This window comes from Aestuariimicrobium soli, from assembly GCF_051192575.1.
GTDB lineage: Bacteria > Actinomycetota > Actinomycetes > Propionibacteriales > Propionibacteriaceae > Aestuariimicrobium > Aestuariimicrobium soli.
Map to the genome: position 1 here is coordinate 1 of NZ_JBPJSQ010000003.1, position 13,968 is coordinate 13,968.

General features: G+C 69.1%; 14 protein-coding genes. 7 read left to right on the forward strand and 7 right to left on the reverse strand.

Annotated elements, in window-relative coordinates:
- Nucleotides 1-12 precede the first annotated feature (12 nt).
- Both ACSDQ9_RS03700 and ACSDQ9_RS03705 read right to left on the reverse strand, forming a co-directional pair.
- The gene (locus tag ACSDQ9_RS03700) at nt 13-1,092 is read right to left on the reverse strand and encodes an IS30 family transposase (protein ID WP_435143774.1); all 1,080 of its coding nucleotides are present in this window, start codon (nt 1,090-1,092) and stop codon (nt 13-15) included.
- A gap of 298 nt (nt 1,093-1,390) precedes the next feature.
- Nucleotides 1,391-1,744: a DUF5997 family protein gene (locus tag ACSDQ9_RS03705; RefSeq protein WP_435143777.1), complete on the reverse strand. Its 354-nt coding sequence runs from the start codon at nt 1,742-1,744 to the stop codon at nt 1,391-1,393.
- 32 nt (nt 1,745-1,776) lie between these two features.
- Between ACSDQ9_RS03705 and ACSDQ9_RS03710 the strand changes: the two genes are divergently transcribed.
- Complete coding sequence (locus ACSDQ9_RS03710) at nt 1,777-2,490, forward strand: LysR substrate-binding domain-containing protein (protein WP_435143779.1); 714 nt, start codon at nt 1,777-1,779, stop codon at nt 2,488-2,490.
- Here the strand turns inward: ACSDQ9_RS03710 and ACSDQ9_RS03715 are convergent.
- The 4 genes from ACSDQ9_RS03715 to ACSDQ9_RS03730 are packed head-to-tail and all read right to left on the reverse strand — an operon-like array spanning nt 2,459 to nt 8,034.
- The gene (locus ACSDQ9_RS03715; RefSeq protein ID WP_435143782.1) at nt 2,459-4,507 is read right to left on the reverse strand and encodes a glycosyltransferase; all 2,049 of its coding nucleotides are present in this window, start codon (nt 4,505-4,507) and stop codon (nt 2,459-2,461) included. The two genes, ACSDQ9_RS03710 and ACSDQ9_RS03715, sit on opposite strands and share 32 nt — an antisense overlap.
- A 9-nt stretch (nt 4,508-4,516) precedes the next feature.
- Nucleotides 4,517-5,275, reverse strand: a complete 759-nt coding sequence (gene mtnN / locus ACSDQ9_RS03720) for a 5'-methylthioadenosine/S-adenosylhomocysteine nucleosidase (RefSeq protein WP_435143784.1) — start codon at nt 5,273-5,275, stop codon at nt 4,517-4,519.
- Nucleotides 5,272-5,778 (reverse strand): S-ribosylhomocysteine lyase, encoded by a 507-nt coding sequence (locus ACSDQ9_RS03725; protein ID WP_435143787.1) that lies wholly within the window; start codon nt 5,776-5,778, stop codon nt 5,272-5,274. The genes mtnN and ACSDQ9_RS03725 overlap by 4 nt, the downstream gene beginning before the upstream one ends.
- A 9-nt stretch (nt 5,779-5,787) precedes the next feature.
- Nucleotides 5,788-8,034, reverse strand: coding sequence for a 6-phosphofructokinase (locus tag ACSDQ9_RS03730; protein WP_435143789.1), 2,247 nt, complete (start codon nt 8,032-8,034; stop codon nt 5,788-5,790).
- Nucleotides 8,035-8,232: 198 nt separating this feature from the next.
- Between ACSDQ9_RS03730 and ACSDQ9_RS03735 the strand changes: the two genes are divergently transcribed.
- From ACSDQ9_RS03735 to ACSDQ9_RS03760, 6 genes are all read left to right on the forward strand, one after another.
- The gene (locus tag ACSDQ9_RS03735; protein ID WP_435143792.1) at nt 8,233-8,988 is read left to right on the forward strand and encodes a sugar phosphate isomerase/epimerase family protein; all 756 of its coding nucleotides are present in this window, start codon (nt 8,233-8,235) and stop codon (nt 8,986-8,988) included.
- Nucleotides 8,989-9,057: 69 nt separating this feature from the next.
- Nucleotides 9,058-10,164, forward strand: a complete 1,107-nt coding sequence (locus ACSDQ9_RS03740; protein WP_435143795.1) for a Gfo/Idh/MocA family protein — start codon at nt 9,058-9,060, stop codon at nt 10,162-10,164.
- 129 nt (nt 10,165-10,293) lie between these two features.
- The gene (locus tag ACSDQ9_RS03745) at nt 10,294-11,244 is read left to right on the forward strand and encodes a sugar phosphate isomerase/epimerase family protein (RefSeq protein WP_435143798.1); all 951 of its coding nucleotides are present in this window, start codon (nt 10,294-10,296) and stop codon (nt 11,242-11,244) included.
- Nucleotides 11,245-11,656: 412 nt separating this feature from the next.
- Nucleotides 11,657-12,862, forward strand: coding sequence for an inorganic phosphate transporter (locus tag ACSDQ9_RS03750; protein ID WP_435143800.1), 1,206 nt, complete (start codon nt 11,657-11,659; stop codon nt 12,860-12,862).
- A complete protein-coding gene (locus ACSDQ9_RS03755) occupies nt 12,859-13,140 on the forward strand; it encodes a hypothetical protein (RefSeq protein ID WP_435143802.1) in 282 nt (93 codons plus the stop codon). The genes ACSDQ9_RS03750 and ACSDQ9_RS03755 overlap by 4 nt, the downstream gene beginning before the upstream one ends.
- A gap of 3 nt (nt 13,141-13,143) precedes the next feature.
- Complete coding sequence (locus ACSDQ9_RS03760; RefSeq protein WP_435143804.1) at nt 13,144-13,455, forward strand: DUF3349 domain-containing protein; 312 nt, start codon at nt 13,144-13,146, stop codon at nt 13,453-13,455.
- 41 nt (nt 13,456-13,496) lie between these two features.
- Here the strand turns inward: ACSDQ9_RS03760 and ACSDQ9_RS03765 are convergent, their stop codons facing one another.
- The gene (locus tag ACSDQ9_RS03765; RefSeq protein ID WP_435143807.1) at nt 13,497-13,949 is read right to left on the reverse strand and encodes a hypothetical protein; all 453 of its coding nucleotides are present in this window, start codon (nt 13,947-13,949) and stop codon (nt 13,497-13,499) included.
- Between the last annotated feature and the right edge of the window lie 19 nt (nt 13,950-13,968).

A 13,968-nucleotide genomic window follows, 5' to 3' on the forward strand; every position in this document is an offset into this window, starting at 1 on the left:
TCCTGGGTGGTCTCAATCGGTCAGTGCAACGGTGAGTAGTTGTTGCAGTTTCTCACGTGGGGTGAGGGCGTTGAGAGTTTCGCGGGGTCGGTCGTTGAGGAGGTTCTGGACGTGGAGGATCTCGGCGTCGGTGATCTGGGCGAAGTCGGTGGGTTTTGGCCAGAAGTCGCGGATCAGGCCGTTGGTGTTCTCGTTGCTGCCTCGTTGCCACGGGCTGTGGGGGTCGCAGAAGTAGACCTGGGTGTGGGTGGCGAGGCTGAACGTGGGGTGCTCGGCCATCTCGGATCCTTGGTCCCAGGTGAGTGACTTCATCTGCATCTGCGCTGGCAGGGTGGCGGCCATGGCGATCAACGCGTCGACAACGGTGGTGCTGTCGTGTTGGTCGGGCAGCCGATGGAGCAGGACGAACCGTGAGGCGCGTTCGACCAAGGTGATGATGGCGGTCTGGTTGCGTGCTCCGAGGACCAAGTCACCCTCCCAGTGGCCCGGGATCGCTCGATCGGCTGCCTCGGCCGGTCGTGTGGAGATGTGATGACCCTGCAGCCATGGTCGTCCCGTCCGGGGCGGTAGCTTCGAGTGGGGGATGCGGTGGGTCCGTCCGGATCGCAGTGCCTTGTCGATCCTCAGTTCCTCGCGCAGGGAACCCCTGCCCTGGACGTAGAGGGCCTGGTAGATCGTCTCGTGGCTCACGGAACCATCTTTGCCATGCTGCGCCGCCAGACGGATCGACACCTGCCGGGGCGACCAGTGAGAGTTCAACCCCTCGACGACCCGTTGCCGCAGCACGGGATCGTCCAACCTTGACCGTTTCGGACGTCCCCGACGGCCCGCGGCCGCGGTCTCGGCAGCCTCAGCCCGATACCCGGTCGGTGTCGAGTTGCGGGCGATCTCTCGGCTGACCGTCGACGCCGACACCCCCAGCTGGCCGGCGATGCGCCGTAACGACCACCGCTGGACCAACCCGACATGGATCAACGTCCGATCCGCCAACGACAACCGGGCCCCGTGTGACGGCGCCGGGTGCGGCAGCACCGGCCGTACAACCTCGACCTCAACAACCAGACCGCCATGACGACCACGCTTCAGATCCATGCCAGCAGCATGCAACCAACCAGCAGCCGTCCCCGCGCTCACACCCACCTGATCCGCGGCCCTCTGCGCCGAGTACCCCGACGCCGCCAACCACAGCACCCACTCCCGCATCCACCCCGGGTAACCCGGATTCCCACGACGCATGCAACACCTCCGAACAACGTGTTGCACTGACACCCTGACTCCACCCTGAGGGCCGCATGTTTTGGTGAGAGTTTGCAATCAGTCGGTGGAGAACGGGTCGCGGTCAGTCGGCGGAGAACGGGTCGCGGTCAGCCGGTGGAGAACGGGTCGGCGGTCACTTCTGGTTCTTGAGGCGGTTCTGCTCGGCGAGCACCGACTGTTGCACCTGGCGCTCCCGCACCAGCCACTGTGGGGGAGCCGCCAGCAGGGCACCGATCTCGTCCGCGGTGAGAGCCTCGGTGATGCCCGAACGCGCCAGCCCCGAGTTCGAGACCCCCAACTTTTGGGCCACGACGTCGCGCGGGAAGGGGCCGTTGCGGCGCAGGTCCGTCAGCCACTGCGGCGGGTTGGCCCGCAACTCGTCGACCTCGGCGCGGGTGATCGGGGTCGTCCGGAACTCCTCGGGGGTGGCGGGCAGGTAGATGCCCAGCTTGGCCGCCGCGGTCGCCGGCTTCATCGTCTGACTCATGCGGCGCAGCCTAGACCGACTAGCCTCGGCGTGTGACCTCCGAGCCCACCGCCAGCCCCCGCGGCCCCCTGCGGATCGGCTTCGTGCCCGGGGTGACGCTGACCAAGTGGCGACGCATCTGGGACGAGCGCTTCCGCACCCCGCTCGAGATCATCGACCTCACCGAGCCCGACCAGCGCCGGGCCGTGGTGACCGGCGAGGTCGACCTGGCCTTCGTCCGGCTGCCGATCGACCGCGCGGGGCTGCACCTGATCCCCCTCTACGACGAGGACCCCGTGGTCTGGCTGAGCAAGGACCACCTGCTCGCCGAACTCCACGAACTGACCGCGGACGACCTCGCGGACGAGCGGGTGATCCACGACGCCGAACCCGCCTCGATCGAGCTGGCCACCTACTCGGCCGCCGTGCTGCGGGTGCCGCTCTCGGTCGCCCGCACCGGCAGCCGCAAAGACCTCGTGCACCGTCCGTTCGTCGGCGGCGAGCCCACCACCATCGGGTTGGCCTGGCTGACCAGCTCGGACGCCCCCCTCGTCGAGGAGTTCATCGGCGTGGTGCGGGGTCGCACGGCACAGAGTTCGCGCAGCCAGGCCGAACGGGAGTCTCGCCAGCCGGCGAAGGCGCCCGCCCAGACCCCGAAGCGCCCCGCGCACAAGGGCCAATCAGGGGCGAAGGGTCAGGCAAGCCCCAACGGTCAGGCAGGCAGGGGTCGGAACGTCAGACGAGGCGCAGGCCGACGCGGACGGTGATCGCCTCGCGCTGTCCGCCGACGTGCACGATGTCGTCACCGTCAACGGTCAGTTGGGTGCGGTGCTGACCCAGGGCCCGCCGGACGACGTCGAGCTTGTCGGAGAGGTCGAGCCACTCCACACCCTCGCCGATCGACCCCTCTCCGAACCGCTCCGAGTGACCGGACTGGAAGACCTCGGCCAGCGGCAGCCCGAGCCGCTTGCAGGCCAGCTCCACCGCCTCGCGGGCGGTGACGTGGTCGGGGTGGCCGTAGCCGCCGAGTTCGTCGTAGGTGACCACCAGCTGCGGATCGACGCTCTCGAGCCAGGCGGCGATGTCGGCCGAGACCTCGTCCAACGCTGACAGGCTGAACGCGTGCGCGGGGGAGTCGAGGGCCGGCCCGGCCACTGACGGGGTCACCCAGCGCATGCCCGAATCGGAGTAGCGGCGCTCCTCGAGACCGGCCGCGCGGGCGGCGCCCTGGCCCAGGAACTCGGCGCGCTCCACCCCGAGCGTGGCCAGGGCTCGTCCGAGTTCGCGTTCCCGCTCGGTGTCGAGTGCCTCGGCGTGGTGCAGGGCGTCGGCGTCCGAGACGTCGAAGGTGCCCGGCACGATCTCGCCCTGCTCACCGCGGGTGGCGGTGAGCACGCGCACGTCGACACCCTGTTCGCGCAGGTGGGCGATCAGGGCGCCGGTGGCGATGGTTTCGTCGTCGGGGTGGGCATGGACGAAGGCCACGCGGCTGACGCCATGGAAGAAGGTCGAGGTCACGGGCACTCCATCGGGGGTGGGGGCGGCTTGGCTGCGTCGCTGCAGGTCACGGTAGAGCTCGACCAGGGCGGCGGCGGTGTGGTTCCAGTCGAACCGTCGGGCGTGGATGGGGGCGACGGCGCTCATGCGCTCGTGCAGCCCGGGGGTGGTGAGCACGTGTGTGATGGCCTTGCCCCAGTCGGCCGGGTCGCGCGAGTCCATCAGTTGGCCGGTCTCGCCGTGCACGACGGCCTCGCGCAGTCCACCCGCGGCGGCCGCGATCACCGGAACCCCCGAGGCGGCGGCCTCGAGGGCGATCAGTCCGAAGGTCTCGGAGTGCGACGGCACCAGCATCAGCCGGGCGCCCCTGATCAGGGCGGCCAACTGGTCGCGGTCCTGGCCGCCGACGAATTCCACCTCGTCGGCCAGACCGAGGCGGTCGACGAGGGCGGCGAGGTCTCGTCCGTAGTCGGCGAAGTCGGCCGAGTAGTCACCGGCGATCACCAGCCGGGGGCGGATCCACTTCTCGACGTGGGCGAGGGCGCGCATCGCCAGATCGGGGCCCTTCAGGGGCTGCAGGCGGGCGGCGAAGATGGCGTACCCGTTGCCGCCGTCCGACTCCGCGTCGGCGGCGAGGCCGGGGAAGAACTGGTCGCGGTCGACGCCGGGGGCAATGATGTGCACCCGCTCGGCGCTGGCCCCGCAGCGCTGCACCACGGTGCCGGCCTCGGCGGCCGAGATGGCCACGACCGCGTCGGAGGTCTGCGCCGCGACCCGCTCACCGGGCACCCGCGCGGGTGACTCCGGGGGCTCACCGGACGACAGCGGCGACCCCGGCAGGGCGGCCACCGAGTGGAAACTCTGCACGTGGGGCACGCGCCAGGCGCGGGCCACGTCGAGGGCGGCCACGCCCGACATCCAGTGGTGGGAGTGCACGATGTCGGGGGCCTCGAGGGTGCGCAGACCCTCGCGGAACTCGTCAATGTGGGCGTCGATGGCCGACTTCGCCAGCGGCGCCAGCGGACCCGCCGGAAGGGTGATCAGGGTGATGGTGCCGGTTCCCGTCGCCGACTCCGCGGACGACTCCGAGGCCAGCTCTGAGGACGGCGTGACGTCTGAGGTGTCGGGGTCGTCCGGCGAGGTCTTGCGCGTCACCAGGGTGACGTCATGGTGCTGACGGGCCAGCGCGGTGGCGATGTTCCACTCGACCACGTTCATGCCGCCGGCGTCACCCGAACCGGGGATGGCCACCGGTGAGGTGTGCATCGAGACGAACAGAATCTTCACCCGTCGAGCCTAACCAGCGGCGTCTGGGGTGTCAGGACTCGTCCGCCGAGGGCACAATGCGCTGACTAAGCCCTGCAGCACCCGCACCACGACGTCGGCGGCTGCGGCACTCACCTTCTCGACCGTCGCCTCGTGATCGGCAGCGGCATCGACGCCGCACAGGTCGGAGATGCCGCGCACCGAGACGAAGCCGACCCCGAACGTGTGCGCCACCTGGGCGATCGCCGTGGCCTCCATTTCGACGGCCACCGTGCCCGGGAAGTCGCGCTGCACCGCCTCGATCCGGTGGCCGGCGACGAACACGTCGGCCGAGGCGTGGGGTCCGACCACCACCCCGGGCATGTCGCCGACGGCGGCCAGCGCCGCCGGATCACTGGGGAAGAACGCGGGCATGCCCGGCACCTGACCGAGCGCATACCCGAAGGCGACGGCGTCGGCCTGGTGGTAGCGGTGCTCGCTGCCGACGGCCACTTGCCCGATCTCGACGGCGCCCGCGAACCCTCCGGCCGACCCGACCGAGACCACCAGCGAGGTCTCGACCTGTTGCAGAGCCACTGTCGTCGCCACGGCGGCGTTCACCAGCCCGATGCCCGAGCGCACCAGCAGCACGTCGTGACCGGCCAGCGTCGCCGGCTGCAACCGGGCCCGACCCAGCTCGACGGCCTCGCCCGTCAGCGAGCCGCGGGCGACCAGCGGGGCGAACTCCGACTCCATGGCCGCCACGATGACGGCGCGCACGCTCGTCCGCTGCGACGACGCAGCACTCACGCCGTGACCTGCGACCACTCGGAACGCCGGGCGAGGAAGGCGGCGGCCGCGGCCTGGGCGCCCTCAAGGGTGTGGGAGGCGGCCCAGCCGCACTGCACCTCGTTGGCGGCAGGCACCTCGGTGGCGGCCACCACGTCTGACAGCGCCGCCGCCAGGGTGTCGAGGAAGCCGTCGAAGCCACCGCGGTCGTCCTGGTTGACGACCAGCACGTAGAACCCGGTCTGGCAGCCCATCGGCGAGACGTCGATCACGTTGTCGACATGGTCGCGGATCTTCTCGGCCAGCGTGTGCTCCAACGAGTGCACCGTCGGCATCTCGAGGTGCTCGCGGTTGGGTTGGGTGAAGCGCACGTCGTACTTCGTGAGCACGTCACCGCCGGGCAGGGGCTTGGTGTCCGCCACCCGCACGTACGGGGCGGCGACGGTGCGGTGGTCGAGGTTGAAGCTCTCGACGTTCATGCGTGCGGTCGCGGGCTGCTGCCCGGGATTCTGGGGTTCCGACATGGCCCCAGCCTAGGCTCCCGGCCCGTGGGCGGTCGCCTCCACGATCGGACGAAGCTCCAGCCACCACTGGTCGACGGGGCGACGGGTCTTCATGTCCATCACCTCGTGGAAGTGGGCGAGGTTGCCGGTCTCGATGCCCGCGCCGGTGAGGCCCACGTACAGGCCGTCGTGCTTGCCGGTCTCGAACTGACCCCGAATGACCGTGATCGCCCGGCTGACCAGGCGCACCGCCAGCAGCCGGTCGAACGGGGTCGGGTTGCCACCCTGCTGCAGGTGCCCGAGCACGGCCTGGCGCACGTCGAACAGCTCACCGCCGCCCTCCTCGAACAATCGGGTGAGGAAGTCGGTGGTGTAGTGGTCGTTCGCCCCCTCAGACCTGACCGCCAGGAACAGGCGTCGTCCGGTCGAGAAGGAGTCCTTCATCCATTCCAGGTCTCTCACCAGCATCTCGAGGGTGACGCCCTCCTCGTGCAGGTAGATGCGCTCGGCACCGCCCGCCAGTCCCCCGACGGCCGCCAGGTAGCCACACTGTCGTCCCATGGCCTCGACGACGAAACAGCGCTTGGTCGCGGTGCCCGACTGCTTGATGCGGTCGATCGACTCGGTGATCGCGTTCAGCGCGGTGTCGGCGCCGATGGCCAGCTCCGAGCCGGGCAGGTTGTTGTCGATGCTGGCCGGCACGCACACGATCGGAATGTTGAAGGCGGGGTAGCGGTCGCGCTCGTGGTTGAGCAGCCAGGCCCCCTCGTAGGCGTTGAAGCCGCCGACCACCAGCAGAGCCGAGATCTGGTGTTCCTCGATGGCGCGCGAGATCGAGTACAGGTGCTCGATCTCGGGCACGTCGCGCTTGGTGCCGAGATTGGCGCCGCCCTCGCCCATCCAGCCCTCGACGTCACCCCAGCCGAGTTCGGTGAGGTCGCCGTCGCGCAGCCCGTCGAACCCGTTGCGCACGCCCATCACCCGGAACCCGCGACTCAGCCCGAGCCGGACGGCCGCCTCGGCCGTGGTGTTCATGCCCGGCGCCAGACCCCCCGCGTGCAGCACCGCGATGCGCGGCCTGGTCGGTGACGACCACTCGACGCGCTCGGGATGGTTGAGTTCGTCGAAGATGTCGGCCATCTCGTGGAACGATCCGCCGCGCAGTGCCATCGCCTGGTCGAAGTCCTTGGCCGCGATGTGTTGGGGCACCTCGCGGGTGGTGCGCACCGCCTCGACCAGGTCGACCGGGGTCACCCGGTTGCCACGAATGCCGAGCACCGACCCGGGGTCGCCGGCTTGGGCGGCCAACACCTGGTGCACGGCCTTGTACCCCAGCCAGGTCGACGCCCACCGGTCGTAGGCACTCGGACGACCGCCCCGTTGCACATGGCCCAGGATCGTGACGCGGGCCTCCTCGTTCAACTTGTCCTTGATGACGTCGGCCACCCGCTGGGCGGTGATCGGGGTGCCGTCGCGGCCTTGGGCACCCTCGGCGACGATCACCATCGACTCGCGGCGACCCTGCTCGCGGCCTCGCTTGAGGGCGGTCGCCAGGCGATCCTCCCAGCCGTCGGCCGGTGGGTTCTCGGGGACGAAGACCCAGTCGCAGCCGCCGGCGATGGCCGCCATCAGGGCGAGGTAGCCGCAGTGTCGTCCCATCACCTCGACGACGAACCGACGCTGGTGGCTGGCCGAGGTCGACGACAGCGCGTCGAGCGCCTCGATGATGCGGTGCAGGGCGGAATCGGCGCCGATGGTCATGTCGGTGCCGACCAGGTCGTTGTCGATGGAGCCGACCAGCCCGGCGATCATCAGCGCGGGGTGGGCGTCGGCCTCGGTCTGGGTGATGCGCCCCTCGGTGACCAGTTCGGTGAGCAGGTCGGGCCATTCGCGGGCGAACAGGTCGGCACCCGACAGTGACCCGTCGCCGCCGATCACCACCAGCCGATCGATGCCGCGGTCAACCAGGTTGGCGGCGGCCTGCTTGCGGCCCCAGCGCTCCTTGAAGTCCAGGCTGCGGTAGGTGCCGATCACGGTGCCGCCCTTGTGCAGGATCGAGCCGACGTCGTCCCAGTCGAAGCGCTTGATGCCGTCGCCGCCCTCGATCATGCCCTGGTAGCCCTCGTAGATCGCGAACACCTCGGCGCCCAACGACAAGGCGGTGCGGACGACGGCCCGGACCGCTGCGTTCATGCCCTGGGCGTCGCCGCCGGAGGTGAGAATGCCGAGGCGGGGCACGCGGGTGGCCGATGGGGTCGGGGCTGGGGTCGCAGACACCCGTCCAGTCTCGCAGTCGGCCCGGGGGGCGGCCGTGGGTGGGCCAGAAGTTGTCTCGTGGGCCACCCAACAGAACCGGTCCACTCCTTGGAATCCCGACCCGCCCGCTACTAACTGAATGGCCGCTCTGTTTGAATGGGGTCAGGAATCATCGCCATCCTCCTGCGGGAGGCATCCAGTCAAGGAAGAGTGGACCCCATGAGCAATCTGTCCCTGCAGCTGTACACGATCCGTGAGGAGCTCGAGACCAATCGCGAGCAGGCCCTCGACGTGGTCGCCTCCACCGGCATCACCGAGGTCGAACCCTTCGGCATCACCGGTTTCCGTGAGTGGCTGCCCGAGGCCTTGGCCAAGCGTGGCCTGAAGGTCACCACCACCCACACCGACGTGCTGGGCGACTTCGACAACTCGGTCGCCGCACTCAAGGAGGTGGGCGGCACCACCCTCGTCCAGCCGTTCTTCGACCCGCAGAAGTGGACGACCCAGGAGGGCATCCAGGAGCTCGCCACTGCCCTGAACGCCGCCGCCAAGAAGGCCGCCGCCGAGGGCCTGAAGGTGGGCTACCACAACCACCACTTCGAGTTCTTCACCGACTTCGACGGCGTCAACTCCTACGACTACTTCGTGTCGCTGCTCGACCCCGAGGTCGTGCTCGAGGTCGACACCTACTGGGTGACCGTCGCCGGTCACGACGTGCTCGCCCTGCTCGAGCGTCTGGGCGACCGCGTGACCCACCTGCACGTCAAGGACGGGCCCGCACCGGTCACCACCGAGTTCTCGATGGAGAAGCACGCCGAGCAGCCCGCCAACCAGGTGCTCGGACAGGGCAAGATCGACCTCGACGCCTTGCTGAACGCCAACCCCGACAAGACGTGGGTGGTCGAGTTCGACAAGACTGACGGCGCCATCCTCGACGATGTCGTCGCGTCGATCAGCTACCTGCAGAACCGCTGATCGCGCTTCGCCCCAGCAGTACCCCCGAACACAGCATCACCCGCAAGCCAAGCACCACGAAGGACATTCATGACTGACACCACCGCCCCCGCCAAGAAGCTGCGCGTCGGCATCATCGGCCTGGGCTTCATCGCCCGCGGCAAGCACCTGCCGGGCCTCGCCTCGATCTCTGACGAGGTCGACATCATCGCCTTCTGCGACTTCGAGCAGGAGAAGTGCGACGAGTACATCGAGAAGTACGGCGTCGAGGGCAGCTACACCACCAACGACTGGAAGCAGGTCGTGGCCGACGAGACGCTGGACGTGATCCACGTCTGCACCTGGAACGTGAGCCACGCCGAGATCACCTGCGCCGCCCTCGAGGCCGGCAAGCACGTGCTCTGCGAGAAGCCGATGGCCATCTCGTCCGACGAGGCCAAGAAGATGGTCGAGACCGCCAAGAAGACCGGCAAGATCCTCTCGATCGGCTACCAGAACCGCTACCGCCCCGACGTGCAGATGGCCCGCAAGGCCGTGGACGATGGCCTGCTCGGCGACATCTACGTCGGCAAGGCGCACGCCATTCGCCGCCGCGGCGTGCCCACCTGGGGCGTGTTCACCGACGTCGAGAAGCAGGGCGGTGGCCCGCTGATCGACATCGGCACCCACGCGCTCGACCTGTCGCTGTGGCTGATGGACAACTACGAGGTCGACTCGGTCTCGGGCTCGGTCTTCCACAAGATCTCCGAGATTCCCTACGGCGATGCCGGTTCGGACTTCCCGCAGGACAACTTCTCGACCGAGGACTCGGCCTTCGGCTACATCAAGATGAAGAACGGCGCGATGATCTTCCTCGAGGCCGCGTGGGCGATCAACCTCGCCCACTCGCGCGAGGCTGCCGTCACCCTGGCCGGCACCAAGGGCGGCGTCGAGCTCGACCACGACGGTGGACCCTACGAGGCCACCATCAACAACGTGGTGGCCGGGCGCACCGTGCTCACCAAGAGCGACGCCGGGCGGTTCTTCTCGCCCGGGGCAGCCGCCGCCGGTGACGCAGAGAACGAGGCCAAGGCCTTCTACGGTGCCGTGCGGGGCGAGAGCGACCTGGTCGTCAAGCCCGAGCAGGCGCTCGTCGTGACCCAGATCCTCGAGGCCATCTACGCCTCGGCCAAGTCGGGCGAGCCCGTCAAGTTCTGAGTTCGGCACCGCGAGCCGGTCACTCCTGCGCCACCCGCGTGGCCAGTGGGTGACCGGCTCGCGGCATCACCGCCCTCGTCCACCCGCCTCACCACCCTTCGTCCCACACACACTTCGAGAGGAACGCACATGAAGCTGGGATTCCTGACCGCCTGCCTGCCGACCTGGTCGCTCGAGCAGATCGCCGACTACGCCGTCGAGCAGGGCTACCAGACCCTGGAGGTCGCCTGCTGGCCCGGCGGCCCCGCCACCCGTGACTTCGAGGCGTCGCACATCGACGTCTCGAACCTCGACGCCGAGGTCGAGCGGGTCAACAAGATTCGCGAGAAGACCGGGCTCGAGATCACCTCGCTGGCCTACTACGAGAACAACCTCAACGGTGACCTCGAGCGGCGTGGGCAGATTCGTGAGCACTTCAAGAAGGTCATCGACATGGCCGCCGCGCTCGACGTGAAGACGGCGGGCACCTTCATCGGCCGCGACATGGCCAAGTCGATCAACGAGAACCAGCGCGAGGCCGAGCGCGTGTTCCCCGAGATCACCGATCACGCCGGCGAGAAGGGCGTGAAGGTCGTCATCGAGAACTGCGTGATGGAGGGCTGGCACCCCGACGGCTACCCCGGCAACATCGCCTACTCGCCCGAGCTGTGGGAGTGGATGTGCAAGGAGCTGGGGCTGTTCCTCAACTGGGACCCCAGCCACCTGACCTGGATCGGCATCGACCCGGTCGAGACCATCGAGCCGTTCGCGGAGTACATCGTGCACGCCCAGGCCAAGGATCTCGAGCTGTTCCCGCGCAAGCGCAACGAGATGGGCTTCTACGGCACCATCAACAAGGGCGGCAACCCCTGGTACATGGGCTGGTGGCGCTACCGCGTGCCAGGCCGCGGCACCGTTGACTGGCCGAAGGTCGTCGACAAGCTCTACGAGGTGGGCTACACCGGCACCCTCTCGGTCGAGCACGAGGACCCGCTGTGGGGTGGTGATCCCGAGAAGAACATCGAAGGATTGCGGATCGCCTACAACCACCTGCGCCCGCTGATCGGCTCCATCGAGCCGAACCTGTCGCACCTGGCCTGAGCTGCCGGGTCGTCCGATCTGGCGCGGCTCGGGTCGTCCGATCAGGCCGGGTTGGTCGTCCGATCTGGCGCAAACTCCTAGGAAAACGTGCCGCCCCCAGGAAACTTCCTGAGGGCGGCACGTTTTCCTGCTGGTCTGTGGACGACGGCGTCGAGGCCGCGCGCCCGGACGAGCCGCTCCTCGCTCTCGCGCCAGCCGCCCCCTCGCTCTCCCATCTGCCGCCTCTTGCCGCGTTTGCACCATGCTGCACCGTGGGCAGATGCGAGCAGGGGCGGCAGATGCCAGCAGAGGCGGCAGCTGGGCCCTCGACCGGACCCTGGTGCGCGCGCCAAGGTGAACTTTGTCTGAACGGTGAGCGTCGGGGCTTCGGCTCGGATTGCGCGGAACCCGCACGGGGGCGCACCCTTCTGGTGTGACCGAAGTGTTCATCATTCTGGGAGCCGTGATCGTCGTCGCCCTCGCGTTCGACTTCACCAATGGGTTCCACGACACCGCGAACGCCATGGCGACCTCCATCGCCACCGGTGCCCTGAAGCCCAAGACCGCCGTCGGGCTGTCCGCGATCCTCAACCTGATCGGCGCCTTCCTGTCGATCCAGGTGGCCCTGACCGTCACCAAGGACGTGATCAGGATTCAGGACGACACCGGCGCCCCCCTCGCCATCGACCACACGGTGCTGCTGGGCGTGGTGTTGGCCGGCCTCGTCGGCGGGGTGCTGTGGAACCTGGTCACGTGGCTGCTGGGCATTCCCTCCTCGTCGTCCCACGCCCTCTTCGGCGGACTGATCGGCGCCACCATTGCCGGCTTGGGCACCTCGTCGGTCAAGTGGAGCGGCATCGTCGAGAAGGTGGCGATCCCGGCGATCGCGGCACCGGTGGTGGCCGGCCTGGTGGCGGCCTTGGCCACCTGGCTCGTCTACCGGATCGCCGCGAAGGTGCCCGACGGCACCCGCACCCGCGGCTTCCGCTGGGGCCAGATCGGGTCGGCCTCGCTGGTCTCGCTCGCGCATGGCACCAATGACGCCCAGAAGACGATGGGCGTGATCACCCTGGCCCTGATCGCGGCAGGTCAGTGGACCGTCGTGCAGGGCATTCCGTGGTGGGTGAAGGTGCTGTGCGCCGTCGCCATCGCCGCGGGCACCTGGTCGGGCGGGTGGCGGGTCATCCGCACCCTCGGCAAGGGCTTGGTCGAGATCGACTCCCCGCAGGGCATGGCCGCCGAAACCGCCTCGGCCGCGATCATCCTGTCGTCGTCGCACGCCGGCATGTCGCTGTCGACCACGCACGTGGCCACCGGGTCGATCCTGGGCTCGGGGGTCGGCAAGCCCGGCGCCCAGGTGCGCTGGGGTGTGGCCGGCCGCATGCTGGTGGCCTGGCTGATCACGCTGCCCGCCGCGGCCGCCGTCGGCGCGGTCTGCGAGTTGCTGGTGCGCTTCCTGCCCGGCCTGGCCGGCGAGGGTGCGGTGCTCGTGCTGCTGGCCGCGGCCGTCGTGCTGATCCTGCTGCGGGCCCGCAAGAACCCGATCCACCACGCCAACGTGAACGACGAGTGGGACGGTGGCCTGACCCCGGCCGAACTCGAGCAGACCCAGACCCAGAACGAGAAGGTGCCGGCATGACCCCCCTCGAACTGCACGCCGCCACGCTGGTGCGCGAACTGGCCACGGTGATGGTGGTGGCCCTCGCCCTCGGCGCCGGCATCCCGGCGATCTTCGCCGCCGGCATGCGCGCCACGACCATGGGGCGCACCGTCAGCGCCGACGGCCACTCCGAGACCGGCACGATGTCGGTCAGCGGCCGCGTGCTCAGCACGCTGTGCTTCGCGGTGGTGGCCCTCGCCGTGCTCTGCGGCGTCGCCTTCATCGTCGCCGGCAAGCAGATCATGAAGGCGTTCTGAGTCATGGGCGACTCGATCATCTCGAAGGTGGTGGGCTGGCTGACCGCCGGCTATCCCCAGGGCGTTCCGGCGCAGGACATGCTGCCGCTGCTCGAGGTGCTGCGGCGTCGCCTGACGCCCGGCGAGGTCGACGACGTCGCCCAGAGACTGGCCGAGGCCCAGGTGGTGCCCGTGACCGCCGAGCAGATCCGCGAGATGGTGCTCACCGTCGTCCGCGAACAGCCCTCGGACGACGACGTGCACCGGGTGGCGTCGCACCTGGCACTGGGTGGGTGGCCGTTGGCCACCGCCGACTTCGGACGACCCGAGGCCTGAGCGCCCCCAAACCCCATCGCCCACCGAGGCCCTGGGGCGGGTCAGTCGACCCCGTTCTCGAGGTCGGCCGCGAGGATCTCGTTGAGCAGGGCTCGGGTGCGCGTCTGCAACGACCGCAGGTGCTTGCCGCGCTCGCGCCGGTTCATGGTCTCGACGAGCGGCAGCTTCGCGCGGATCTGAGTGGCGCGGGCCTGCCACCCGGCCGCCTGAGCCTCCCGGACGAGCCTGGCGCCCTTCCCCTGCTGGGCGTCGGTGGCGTAGCGGTCGATCTCGTCGAGCTGGGCCCGCAGCGCGGCGACGGGGGAGCGTTTCTTGCCGGCGTCCTGCAGGTTGGTGACCATCGTGCGCACCTGGTCGGAGATCCGGTCGTCCTTGTTGAGGGCCTCCCAGACCTCGCCGGCGGCCTTGGTGGCCACGATGATCACGCTGGCCAGGGCGCCGATCTTGGCGGTGTCCAGCTTGTTGCTCTGCTTGTCGCCCGTGTTGTCGGCCATGGCGTCACTGTACGCAGCC

Bases quoted from the DNA above. Each gene is read 5' to 3' on its own strand.
- ACSDQ9_RS03700 (WP_435143774.1), bottom strand. From the start codon at position 1,092: ATGGATCTGAAGCGTGGTCGTCATGGCGGTCTGGTTGTTGAGGTCGAG.
- ACSDQ9_RS03705 (WP_435143777.1), bottom strand. From the start codon at position 1,744: ATGAGTCAGACGATGAAGCCGGCGACCGCGGCGGCCAAGCTGGGCATC.
- ACSDQ9_RS03725 (WP_435143787.1), bottom strand. From the start codon at position 5,778: ATGTCGGAACCCCAGAATCCCGGGCAGCAGCCCGCGACCGCACGCATG.
- ACSDQ9_RS03735 (WP_435143792.1), top strand. From the start codon at position 8,233: ATGAGCAATCTGTCCCTGCAGCTGTACACGATCCGTGAGGAGCTCGAG.
- ACSDQ9_RS03740 (WP_435143795.1), top strand. From the start codon at position 9,058: ATGACTGACACCACCGCCCCCGCCAAGAAGCTGCGCGTCGGCATCATC.
- ACSDQ9_RS03745 (WP_435143798.1), top strand. From the start codon at position 10,294: ATGAAGCTGGGATTCCTGACCGCCTGCCTGCCGACCTGGTCGCTCGAG.
- ACSDQ9_RS03755 (WP_435143802.1), top strand. From the start codon at position 12,859: ATGACCCCCCTCGAACTGCACGCCGCCACGCTGGTGCGCGAACTGGCC.
- ACSDQ9_RS03760 (WP_435143804.1), top strand. From the start codon at position 13,144: ATGGGCGACTCGATCATCTCGAAGGTGGTGGGCTGGCTGACCGCCGGC.
- ACSDQ9_RS03765 (WP_435143807.1), bottom strand. From the start codon at position 13,949: ATGGCCGACAACACGGGCGACAAGCAGAGCAACAAGCTGGACACCGCC.